Consider the following 12,738-nt stretch of genomic DNA (forward strand, 5'->3'; position numbering starts at 1 on the left):
CCTTTCCCCTTATCCCATATATTTTCGGTAAAGCGCAATTATCTCCCTCTTGGGGAGTCTAGCATAGATTTGAGTAGTACTCACATCGCTATGACCCAACTCATCCCCAATAAACGATAAATCTGCCCCTTTTGACAATAATTCTGTTGCAAAAGTATGACGTAGTCGATGGGGGTTTAGATTGGTCTTCAGATTTGCGCTCTCTCCTAACTTCTTTAAAAGTTTCTGGATCGGTCGAACATTTAAGCGTTTTCCTGTAGAGGTGACAAAAAGCGGCTTTGGAGAATCTGGTACTAATGCAAAATAACGTTCCAATAAGAGAGCACACTTCTCAGTGAAATGTACGTATCGGATCTTTTTTCCTTTGCCTACAACATGTGCTGTTCGGTTTTCAAGATCCACGTCTTCCCGATTCAGTTCACTTACTTCTCTTACACGGCATCCCGTTGTTAGCATAAATTCTACCAGCGCCTGATTTCGAAGTGAGGTAAATTCGCTATGATTGCGAATTTTAGCAATTTCCTCTTTCTCCAAATACTTAGGAAGTGACTGTGGAAGACGAGGAAACCACCGGCTTTTTATTGGGGAGCTGTCTATATAATCCTCACTTATGCAAAACTTATAAAATGAAGAAAGAATACTTAAACGGAGTCTCAACGTTGCTTCACTATAATGGCCACCATTATTTTTAAACCATTCTAGTATTGTATTGGACTCCAAGAAAGTATATGGTTCTCTCATTTCTCCAAAGAAAAGCTCTAAAAAATTCCGATAGGTAGTTATTGTTATTTGGCTTCGGTTCGATACTTTCAAACTTAATAAAAATTCTCCGATGATTTCCTGATTGATTTCATTCGGTAAGTCTTTAGTTAACTCCCAGTAATTGTCCACTCTTTTCACCCCTAATGATAAAGATCATATTGTTTTTTACGTGCATGTTCCATTAACCGTGTATAAATCCGAGTACTATTAATATCAACATGCCCCAGTAAATCCTGGATGTAACTTTGAGGCATATTTTTTTCTGCTAAGTGTGCTGCAAATGTATGGCGTAAAATATGGGGGGCCACCTTAAACCCAAGAGATTCAGAAAACTTACGAAAGTTTTTTTGTATATATTCTCTGTGTAGTTTCCCCCCTCTTCGATTTGCAAATAAAAAAATGCTTTCTGTTTCTCGCTTTTCCAAGTACATCTTTAAACGTTCCGCACAATCGTGTGAAAAAAGTACAAAACGTTCTTTAGTTCCTTTACCTTTTCTTATCCAAATTTGCCGGGTATCCCATTTAATGTCTTCTAGTTGGATTTCTAATAACTCACTAACCCTTACTCCTGTAGAATATAGGGTTTCTACGATGGGGCGAAATTGGTAATTGTTTCGTGTTAATTCTTGCAGTTGGGCAAACTGACGCTTACTTAAGTAGTATGGTAGGACATCATCTTTTTTGGGGGTTTTAATCGTTAACATTGGATTTTTCTTTAGTAGATTCTCTTCCATACAATATTGGTAAAAAGATTTCAAACCCGAAAGTTTAATATGAAGGGTGCTTTTTTTAAGACTTTTTTCCTCCATTGAAGCAAGCCAAGCTCTTATATCAGTTGCTTTAACCTCATTATAGTTCTTTACACAAAAGCTAAAGAATTGTTTGAGTGAAAGTCTATAACTTCTAATTGTTTCTAGACTAAACCTAGATTGATGATCATCAAAAAAAGATTTTATTACTTTTTGATTCATAGTTATCTACCCCATAATATTTTGATAAGATAAAATAATGTCTTCTGTTAGAATACTTGCATATATTCGAGTTGTATTTAAATTTACATGTCCCAATTCATCTGCAATTAATTCAATGGTGGCCCCTCTTGCAAGCATGTTTGTAGCAAATGTATGGCGACAACAATGTGGATGTACCGATTGTTGTAGTCCGGCCATTTTACCGATTTTTCTTGTAATGTAATAAATTGAATTTGTTTGCATTCGTTGACCTGAATTATCCAAAAATAATGGATCTTCCCCACTATAGGTTCTTGTTTGTAAATACTCTCTCATTACAATTGCACACTCTTCAGAAAAATGTACCTTTCTAATTCTTTTTCCTTTTCCCGTTACCTCTGCAGTTCTTTTTTCTAAATTGACATCTTTAATAGATAGATTAGAAACTTCTGAACTTCTGCATCCTGACGAAAATAAAAATAGTATCAGCGCACGATCACGAGGAGCCAAATTTTCTGCCGCAATTTTCATCCTAGCAAACTCCTTCTCATTTAAATACTTGGGTAAGGAGATTGGAATTTTGGGTCTCCATCTTTTTTTGATAATTACATTTTCTATATACTCTTCAGCGAGGCAAAATTGAAAAAATGAAGAAAGTGCCGATAGGTAAGCGTCCACGGTCTTTTCCTTTTTATTCTTTGTGAAATGATTAAAATACTTTCTCACATCTTCAGATGTTAATAGTTTTAAAGGAACTGTACACTCACTAAAGAAACGTTCTAAAAACCAACGATAATTTCTTATTGTTCGTTCTGCTTTATTTTCAAGTTTTAAACCTAACAAATATTCATCCAGAACAGCCCTTGTTGATTCATCCTCAAGGTTAATCTTCCAGTAATCTCTTGATTCTTTCATTTGTTAACCTCATCTCTTTTTTAATGCTAACCTATAATAATCTTTAACTAATTTATCTTTTTATAAACATTTTTAATAAGATGTAATATAAAACAAATAATATAAGGGGACAATTCTAATCAGTAATATTAATTTTGTTTTTACTTTTTGCGAATCACCTGTAATTCAATCTTCAAAATAATAAACGCTCCTCCTTTTAAATTCAGTTTGGCCTTGTGAAGAAGCGAAATATCTACTACAACCATTTGAGCAATATTATCCACTGGCATATCCGGCTCATTATTTAAGATTTTTAAATTACATTTTTTAAGTTATTAATTTGGAATACTTTATTCGTGATGAAAACTATATAACCGAGAAAAATTGCACCTGGGAATTGCACTGCAATATGGTCATATAAATTAAAAGGAATACTATTGGAACTTTGCATATTAATCTCCTAACTTTTCATTTCTTTAAAATAGTGTTGCAGCGTTTTTTTACATCGCCTTTTACTTTTCCATAAATATCCATACCTCTAAATTCCTTTAAAGCACAAACAATATGATTTGTTCCAGTTATCCAATATAACAATAAAATCCATTTTAACTGACTGATTCCAATTAAAGTAAATTGATTGAAATATTCTTAGTTCAGAGGGAGAACTCATACCAAGACAACTTAGAGGATAATATGAATCATTATGATCAGGAGCAAAATAATCAATATTAGGCAAAAAAGTCTCTAAAGCCTATAAAAAGAAATGGTGGGATTTTCCCACCATTCAGAAACGTTCACACATATTATTTTTGGGTTTTCTTTCTTTCAATGTCTTTGTAGTATATCAAAATGTGATTCTTATTCATTGGCTATTTTTACGGTATAACCATGTTTTTGAAAAAGTTCCATTAAATATGAACCATCAATTAAGGTAATAGGCTTGTCCTTCACAAATTTATGGCTATCGTTTCCAAAATAACTAGTGGTCACTAATAATCCCTTTACAGCACCCTCATTAATCATGGTTCCATAAAGGTCTCTTACAGCGGAAACTGGTACAACATTATTATATCTCTTAGCTTGTACAACAAATACTCCTCCACGAATTGGATCAGGATCATAGACAATTACATCCACTCCGCCATCCCTGCTCGCTTTTGTGGTTCTTACCTCGCTCCCATTAATAGAAAACATCCGCTCAAATAGACCACGTACTAGATGCTCAAAGTCCTCCCAGGGCATTTTAGAGATATTTGGGATATTTTCCACCCCTATTAAAATGTCTTTGGATTCAACAAATCTTTTTTCGTTTTTTGTAAATTCCATAAAGGGTTTCACAGGTGCCATGTCTTTTAATGCACCAATTGAAAGACCCTTTAACTTTCGAAAACACTCTTTAGGGTTCACTCTTTCTAAATTTAAGGGTTGATAATCCTCTTTCTCAACACTTTGAGTTATAATGCACGATGTAAAATAATTGCCAGTAGCTGGGCTAGTCCCATGAACAATACCATTAAAAACAATTGTATTAATGTTGTTTTGAGTATCACTACTAAAAAGTTCATGAATCGTCTTTAACGACAGCTGGTAAATGACATTATCATAAAATGAATCAAATTCTTTCTGATTCATTAATTTTTCAGCTATTTCTTTTTTGGTTTTGATGTATTTATATTCAATAACTCTTGGCATCCTATCAGGCGTGGGCAGCGTATAATCAACGATTAAGGTTTTCATTTGCTCTATATAATTAATCTCAAACTTTGGATTAAAGTCGTTCGGTAAAGGTGCTCTCCTTATGACTAAATCGCAATGTTCACAAATTGCCTGTTTATCCCCTTCAATAAGACCATTTTTAATTTTTAGAATTGATTCATTATGACTGTTTTTACCCGCTTCAAAAATTGACTGCTCTTCTAGATATTTTTGATAAAGCTTTTCCTTCCTTTCTCTATATAGGCTATATTCCCTTTCATAATCTAATCTAGCAGCCTCCTCAATCTTAAGACGGGAGTTTTTTATAAATGGTAAGAGGTCCTCCCAAAACGATGTGCCAGGTACCTTGTGCTTCTTAAAATACTCTTCTAATTTTGGTGCAACATCATTAAATATGAATGGTTCAAACTCCTTTTTTATTAAAAGGTTGTCCCAGTTTACTTCATGGGTTATTTTTGCCGAATTTATTAGTAAGTTTCGGTATTCATTAATTAACTGATCCGCTTCATTAGTAAGTGCTTCGGCTTTCAATAAATCTTTTTCCTCTTTATTTTTGCTTTTCAATTTTCCCACTTGTATTTTCCACTTTTCCATTTGTTCTTTTACTTTGTTATCTAACTCAACCGAAGTTTTGGCTTTTATTGTTTTGCTAACTCCTAAATGAGTGTTGGAGATGGTTTTTTGGTAAGGATACTGTGATGCCATATTAAATTCCCTCCATCGAATCACCTATTATTGAAATAAATAGTAATATAACGAGAATCAATATACAAATTTTGGAATATTCAGAGCGCTTTTTTAAAAACAAAAAAGGCATCTGTTAATTACCAGATGCCCTTTGGATTCAATATATTTTATATCCTTCAATTGATTTCGACTTTTGGATAATGAAGGTATTTTGTTCTTGACTGAATACTGTATCGTTGTAGAACGTTAAGTCCTTAAATAGTTGACTATTACGCATAATCCCTTGTTCATTAACCGTTGCAACATAGAATTCTTGTTCATTTCCACATTGCCATATAAAAGTAATCATTCTATGCGACCAATACACTTTGTTAACACGTGATTTTGGAGGAGCTGCCATCTTCCAATTCTGTTGACCATCGGCTATATTGTAGGCTACAATATCGTCCTTTGATACGATGATAAAAGTATTTATCCCTAATATAACACTAGATACAGCATTTTCTGTTTTAATCTCCCAAAGTTTATTAAACTCTTGGTCAAAATAAGTAATTGTTTTATTGCCCACTCTTGCTAATAGGTTATTTTGCCCAACTTTATAAGCCTCATATATCGCAGCATTCACTTTTAATTCATGCTCTCTTCCGCCGAAATACCCTTTATACTTCTTTTTATCCGTCCTGATAAGCGAAAAATTACTTGTGTTAAGTTGTGATATTCCAGCTCCAAACTCATCTTGCAGTTGGTCTTTATTCATTCGCTGACCTAGTTTCCAATTTCCCATATTATCTTTTACGAACTGATATATTTTTGGTTCTTCACCTCGATCAACTGTAAAGTGAATAATACCTTCATTATTTGAAACAAATTCAATATGGAATCCGTGTGCTGGTGCTTTAATTTTCCCTTCTTCCACTCCATTTTTGTTAAGGACTACAATAAACCCAGGTTCATAAGAAATGTTCGTCTTTAGCGGAACCCCTATAAATATGTGCTCTTTATCTGGGCTTAAGAATACTGAAAACAAATAGTTGTAAAAACGTTTTGACCACAATCTATTTTGCTTAAAATCAAGACATACTAAGTCTTGTGCATCAAAATATTTTCGTCTTTCTTCTTCATCCTTCACCGTGTCATAAATTTTTCTGGCATCTACTTTTGGACGCTCACTCACATATATCCGTTGGTTATTAAAATCTACTATCCTTTTACCAAAGAAACCATCTTCAGTTGGACTCTTAATTTCCCACAGTAATTTAAATGGCTTAACTTCTTTTATTTCTGGAGCAACACTAGTTGACATATTTTTTGGATGGTTTGTTCCATTAATTTCAGTTCGTTCAAAGATTCCCCACTTATGCCCAAGAGGAGAAAGCCAAAAATAACCCGCTTTATTTCCTTCTCCGTCAAAAAAGATATTATGACCTGCAATCGTAAATAACTCCATTCCAGGATGTCCTGCAGTCCCAGGAATAATTCCGCCGCTATCTTTATCTAGTTCATATAAACGATTGTCTTGGCAAACGATTAAATATTTGTTTTGATTAGGAATCGGAGAAATTGTCCATGCCTCTTTTGGCAGTTTTGCTCCATATACGAAAAATCCATTTCGGTCTAACCAAAGAGTCTCTCCTGTAACAAAAGAAAGCACCAACTTATTATCAATCCATGCTATGTACCTTCCCTTTTCTTTAAAGGTATTGGTCCATATAAGCCTTCCATTTGAGTCCCAGCCTGTTACCCTTCCCTCATATTCCAAAATAAATAGCATATCCGTTGATGGGTCGTGAGCAAATCCTGTGAAGGGAGAATGGAACGTCAAACGGCTAAAGCCAGCAATAAACTGCTCGCCGATTTGTTGAGCTATTCTGTTTATAGCTTCATCCCTATTTTTGGGCGGAACCGATAATGCTCTTTGAGTCTCCTCATGTTTTCTTCTTAATTCCTCTTCCTTAAGTTCAGAAATGGCTATTCTCGCCTTAAGTTCTCCATTTGGGATAAGTCTATAAAGCTTATCCATACTGGAAACAAAAATGTCACTGTAGTCGTCTGATACTTTTAAATGGTAGGTAGTGAAATGAACAGGCCCAAACATTGTATCCATAGGGGGCTCAGTGAAGCTGATCCCCCATTTCAATTCACCGTTAGTACCGAACATGTATAACTCACCAGGACCCTCATAAGTTTGCCTTGTACCTACCAACCAAAAATTGTCCCCTACTGCACTCGAAAAAGGTTGCCAATCAAAATGATAGACATATGCTATGCCACTTTCCAAGTTGATGTAAGCAATATTTTCCTTATCACGCAATATTACATTTCTATCATTGGCAGCCACAATAGACATTTTCTCAATAGGTGTATCCTTTAAGATAACCCGTTTTACATTGTCCTTATTTACGATCTCAATTATGTAGGCAGCATAAACGACGAATTGTTCATTCGATTTATAAAGAAGGCGGAACTTCTTTTTAGACCGCTTTTCAAACCCAATTAATTTTGGATCGTTCTTTTCTATGGTAAAAAACTTATCCCAATTATCCTCTGTCTCAGTTTTCAACGGGAAACTCTGAACAAAGTTAAAAAGGTGTTTATGTGTTGTCTTGTAGTACTTATTCTGCTTGATAACTTGGGTTCCACTCTTTTCGGACGGGTGAGTCCCGTTTGTAGTTGTTAACATATTCTTTAAGGATTTTATTATGCTCACTCATACCCCTCCTTAAATTTTTATAAGGAATTACACATAATAATATTCATTCCAAGAAATTTAACTATATTTCTATAAACAAATTATTTTAATTTCTTATCCAGTTTTAAATTTTATTTGAGCGAGGAATAATAGCATTAAAGTCATCTAACGTAAAAGTCAGTAATTTATGGTCCTTGCTAAAAGGATCTCTTTGTAGAGGATGCTTAGGGAATTTTTGAGTTGTGCTAAGTCCTCCCCACTCAAATAATCTTAGATTTTCTGAATTGGCAGCTAATAAATCTCTTAGTGGATAGTCTCTTGTTAAGGTAGGAATACCATATTTCTGTCCCTTTCCTCCCCAAGCCAATACCACCAAACTCGCTTGCTGAACAGCAAATTGAATATACTCCCATGTTTCATTATCCACTACAAAATCTTCTTTTTTTGTTTCACCGCTCTTAATGTAGGGACTTGTATTAACCACAAATAAGGAACCAAATCCATTGTATTTTGCAACCTTAATCATAAATTCAACAGTATCGTCATTAGAGCAAGATGAAGCAGTACTTGGGTTCATACCGAAAAAGGTCATTATTGGTAAGGTATTATCCCAACAACGGGATAAAAAATATCGTCTGTATGTTGAATGGTGTGGATGTTCCAGAGAATATTCAGAGTGAAATACTGCTATGCCACTCCCTACATTGATTGGAGAAGGTAAGCAACTAGGAAGGACATAGGAATGATTTTGCAATATATTGTATCCCTTCTCTAAAAGCCAATCCTTTAACTCAGTTTCAAATTGTTCTCTAGATTTAATAATTATAGATTCTATTAATGTATTTAATAAAAGCTTCAGATAACTACCCCCTTAATTGCATAGCGGTGTCAATGAGTGTTGGTTCTTATAGGTTTTGATTAGGTATCTTTAAGTCCTTGTTACACCAATCTTCTGTCTAGGATTAATTAGACTATCTTGGATAAAGCCAAAAAGACCTTTATCGGTTTCAATACCAGAAGCCCAAATTTTTGTATATTGCGTCCTTATTGTGTATTTGTGCAAGTCTTCTAGACCTTGAATAATTTTTGTTCTAGTATCTTTTTGAGTGATAAATCTGGACCTGTTACCAGCTGAACGGAAACTTTCTGCCCAAAAACTACTCAACATTTCATTAATTACATGTCTAAATGAATACCATAAAACACATAAAATATCGTTTTTATCGAAGAATTCCTTATCAACAATATCCTTTATTTCCTTATATGATTGTTTTAAATATAGGTCTGCCATAACACCATTTTTCAAAAGTGATTGACCAATGTTATATATATTTGGGCCGAACGCACGGAATAAAGCATACCCAAAGTATTCTACGAAATTAAATGACATTCCTGAAAGTGCAAGTCCTAAAAGATACTCACTATCCTTTGATAACTCCGCAATTACTTCTTCTCTAGATTTTTTACTTGGATCGATACCGTTTCTTAAGCAAGCCGCTGAAAAATTTTCTTTAGCTGAGGGTGTTACATTTCTAGCGAAATTTCTTACAATATTTGAAACAAGCAAAAGTTCAGGTGTAGGTGCTATGTTTAAAGATTCTTGAGATAAGGTTTGTAAATGGTATTTATAATCAAACCCGTGTTCTTGTGGACGATTCATAAAAATTAAATTATACCAATCTTCTCTATCGAATATCTTAGATTTTTCATGTACAGCTTCTTCAGAGAAGCCGATAAATGCCATCCACGTTTGAGCAATGCTCTCATTATCAACTGTTCTCGCTTTTGAACCTAAATGTTTAGGATTTATAAGGAAATCCGATTTCCTTTTGTTGTTTAATGTACTCCATCTTTTTGAGTCCATAGCAAATGCATCCCAAGCACCTTGTTTCCTTTCATAAAACCAACCCAATTCTGCGAACAATTTCTCATACAGTATTTGTTCAGGGTTGTTTGAAAGCAAGTTTCTAGATTCCATTTTATTTTGAGTATTAGTCGCTCTAACGACTTTATCTACATTTTTTACAGCATTTGTGAGGAGAAGCCTAACTAAAACATAACAATTTTTTTCAAAGTCCTCTTTTTCGTCATTAGATAGAGCATTGTAAGCTTCTGTTATTGATATGACAGTTTGGAGTCCATTTACAATCCCTGGTTCTGTTACTCTAAACCACTTTCTGTTATCTGAAGGGGAAGTATAATTGTTGCAAATAATAGTTACCCCATTATTTAGGTACCGAAATTCTTTCCTTGACGCACGGTGCTTAATAGAATCCTTAATTGCCGAATTTACTTTGGATTTTTTTATATTACATCTTACATTTGGCTCAAATAACTGATAACCAAAATTGTTATATGCTGAAACAAGATCAATTGCAGGGCAATAAAAAACGGCACTAAGGGAATTGTTAAGAATTTGCTTATTTTCGCAGCGTAATTCAATCCAATTTTGTTTTTTACCACTTATGTTCTTCCATTCTCGATTTTCCTCTCGCCATTTTGCTTCTATAATATGCGAAACGTTAATTAAGTTAGCTCTAAATTCAATCTTTACCTTATCGTCAAACTGGAATGGTGCAAGAAAAGAACGTTTAAGGGCTTCAAACTCATCATTAGCTTGCTTTGTTAAGCCATTTCCGATAAGGATTAAATTTAAATTTACTGATATGGGTAAGTTTTCAACATTATTTTCCTTTTCAGCTAATCTTTTTGAACTAATTACATGAGTCCACCGTTCTTTAAATCTTTTCAAACGTTCATTATGCTCAGGAATGCCATCTTTATCAGTAAGATAATTTTTTATTCGGACTAAATCCATTACTCCTGTTTTATCAAAATTTGTATTGCTTATGTAATTTGGGTCTAAATTTTCTTGTGTTTTTACTTGGAATAGGTCAAAACCAGAATCGGTTGGATACCAAAAATCCAAACCTCTATCCCCAGATCCATCAACAAAATAATTATCTTCCAATTCGTACCCCAACCACTTTGCAGAAATTCGAGTAAAAGCAGCATCAAGGGTTCGGTCAGCTTCATTCATTTCTTCCACAACTTCTGTTACAAAGTTTCCTATTATATTTTCTTTATGTAAATCCAACAACATTTGTTTCCACTCCTTAAAATTTTATAATTTTTAGTCATAGTGGGATTTACAAAATCATTTTGTTGAATTTAGAAAGTGGTATTGTTTGAATGTTCATTGATTTTGCCTTTTCTAAAAGCATGTAGTCGCCGTTATCAGAATAAATAATTAAATCAACTTTGTAGCCATTCGAACCTTTACTTAGTCCTCCAACTTCCATATAACTCAAGATTTCTTCAACTTGAGATTGAACTCTAGCGGGCAAACATGCAATATTAACAATTTTGCCTTTAAATTCTTGTAGTCTCTTGTATGATGTCGAATATGGACCTTCTGAAAAACTGCTTTGAATTGGAACTCGATTTTTTTCAATTGTAACAGAATCTAAGTTTAATTCCTTTGAAACGGCATCAAGGAACCACATGTCTGTCAAAACCTCAATATCAAGTTCTTTTGCTTTTTCTAATTTACTTCCAGGTTTTTCGCCGCAAATTAAATAATTTGTATTTGGAGACACGCTTCCAGTGACTTTTGCTCCACACTTTAATGCAATCTCCGTCATTAGTACTCTAGGAAATGGGCTTGTCCCTGTGAAAACAATCGTTTTTCCTTGAAAAATAGTACTCTCCCCTTCAATTTTTGCAATGGTTTCAACGATATGGTCTAGTTGTTTCGGTTTAACTTTAAATAAAGGTAGCCAAGTAGTTGGTGCTGACCGTTTAATGACTTCAAAAAGCGTTTTAACATCATCTAAAGCAATATGGCTCACAGGAAGTTCTAATTCATAAAAGGATGCTAAGTAATGTAAAGAATAAGAAAATAAATTAGGATTCGCATATTTAATAGCTCGGATGGAGTCAAAGCACTCATAATCTTCATCTAACCATCCGTAGTAAACTAGAAATTTTCTATCAAAAGGTACATTATGGGCAACAATGGGATAGTTATACTTGGCCAATATCTCTTTGAAGATTTCCTTTTTTGTTTGGACTTCAGAAATATCGGCATAACCTGCTCCCATTCCTAAATGAATAGAAGAAGGATCTTCCACTTCAGCCAAATGCTCTTCGTGGACGATTTCACCGTTCTCTACTACAAGAAGGGCAACTTCAAGTATCCCTAAATCTACATCAAACCCTCCTGTTTCAATATCGACTAATATCATATTTTTCATGGTTTCATCTCCCATAATTGAAAAATCAATAATGGTTCCAAATTCTTCTTTTACGTAGTTGATAATCGATTCTTTACTTTCAAAAGTTCGGGATATTTTTTCGCTAAAAAAATGATAATGGTCGCTATACACACCCCTTCTTATGGTAAATGTCATTGATGCCTTCTTTCCCTCTTCGTTAACGTAATTGATTGTTTCTTTGTGTAATGGAACATATTGATATTTTGCTATTTCTTTTCCGTCCCTCATTACAATAAATAATGCATCGTTCTTGATACTACTGAAATCTAACTCTTGAGAACCATATAGCCCGATGGAACTCCAATTTTTTTTACCATTGTGTAAAAAAGACATTAACATTTTTTCGTTTCGGAACCCCATTACATGAACTCGATCCCCTTCAATAGTTAAGATACCACTGTCCATTTCGTTAATTCTTTCCTGCAACATCATAGGTCCTCTCCCTTATAGTAAAACTACTACGATACATATCTATTTTACTATAAAAGTACTATATATTCCCTAATTTACTTAATTTAGGAAAGTTTATTTATCAATATGGATTCACTAATAAAATCCTTGTTGGCTTCTTTTTGGACTAACATAGGTAAAAATACAGTCGAAATCCATGTTCCATGAATACAATTCCTTTTCCGTGTGGTGGAGGGGTTTGAACATTTCTTGTAAAATGAATAAAGGACCCATTTGGGTCCTTTATTCATTTTATTATTGGATAAAAACTTTAAAAACATATATTCAACAAAAGAAGGAATCCTTAACATTC

General features: G+C 34.0%; 9 protein-coding genes. All 9 read right to left on the bottom strand.

The genetic code is table 11. The features are described 5' to 3' along the window. Window positions 1-9: 9 nt before the first annotated feature. The 9 genes from RCG25_RS16345 to RCG25_RS16385 all read right to left on the bottom strand — a co-directional run bounded on the left by RCG25_RS16345 (window position 10) and on the right by RCG25_RS16385 (window position 12,407). Window positions 10-891 carry a tyrosine-type recombinase/integrase gene (locus tag RCG25_RS16345; RefSeq protein ID WP_308079884.1) on the bottom strand — a complete coding sequence of 294 codons (882 nt, stop codon included), beginning with the start codon at window positions 889-891 and terminating at the stop codon, window positions 10-12. Between the two features lie 11 nt (window positions 892-902). Further along, the gene (locus RCG25_RS16350; protein ID WP_308079885.1) at window positions 903-1,733 is read right to left on the bottom strand and encodes a tyrosine-type recombinase/integrase; all 831 of its coding nucleotides are present in this window, start codon (window positions 1,731-1,733) and stop codon (window positions 903-905) included. Between the two features lie 6 nt (window positions 1,734-1,739). Beyond that, window positions 1,740-2,627: a site-specific tyrosine recombinase/integron integrase gene (gene xerA / locus RCG25_RS16355; RefSeq protein ID WP_308079886.1), complete on the bottom strand. Its 888-nt coding sequence runs from the start codon at window positions 2,625-2,627 to the stop codon at window positions 1,740-1,742. A gap of 140 nt (window positions 2,628-2,767) precedes the next feature. Further along, window positions 2,768-2,896: a hypothetical protein gene (locus RCG25_RS16360; RefSeq protein WP_308079887.1), complete on the bottom strand. Its 129-nt coding sequence runs from the start codon at window positions 2,894-2,896 to the stop codon at window positions 2,768-2,770. 568 nt (window positions 2,897-3,464) lie between these two features. Next, entirely contained in the window at window positions 3,465-5,027 is a 1,563-nt protein-coding gene (locus RCG25_RS16365) for a restriction endonuclease (protein WP_308079888.1), read from the bottom strand. A 139-nt stretch (window positions 5,028-5,166) separates the two neighbouring features. Next, window positions 5,167-7,716 carry an ornithine cyclodeaminase gene (locus RCG25_RS16370; RefSeq protein ID WP_308079889.1) on the bottom strand — a complete coding sequence of 850 codons (2,550 nt, stop codon included), beginning with the start codon at window positions 7,714-7,716 and terminating at the stop codon, window positions 5,167-5,169. A gap of 106 nt (window positions 7,717-7,822) precedes the next feature. After that, window positions 7,823-8,452, bottom strand: coding sequence for a DUF1643 domain-containing protein (locus RCG25_RS16375; RefSeq protein ID WP_308079890.1), 630 nt, complete (start codon window positions 8,450-8,452; stop codon window positions 7,823-7,825). A 174-nt stretch (window positions 8,453-8,626) separates the two neighbouring features. Continuing rightward, entirely contained in the window at window positions 8,627-10,801 is a 2,175-nt protein-coding gene (locus tag RCG25_RS16380; protein ID WP_308079891.1) for an AIPR family protein, read from the bottom strand. Window positions 10,802-10,847: 46 nt separating this feature from the next. Further along, entirely contained in the window at window positions 10,848-12,407 is a 1,560-nt protein-coding gene (locus RCG25_RS16385; RefSeq protein WP_308079892.1) for a 3'-5' exonuclease, read from the bottom strand. Window positions 12,408-12,738: the final 331 nt, after the last annotated feature.

It is taken from the genome of Neobacillus sp. PS2-9 (assembly GCF_030915525.1).
GTDB lineage: Bacteria > Bacillota > Bacilli > Bacillales > Cytobacillaceae > Neobacillus.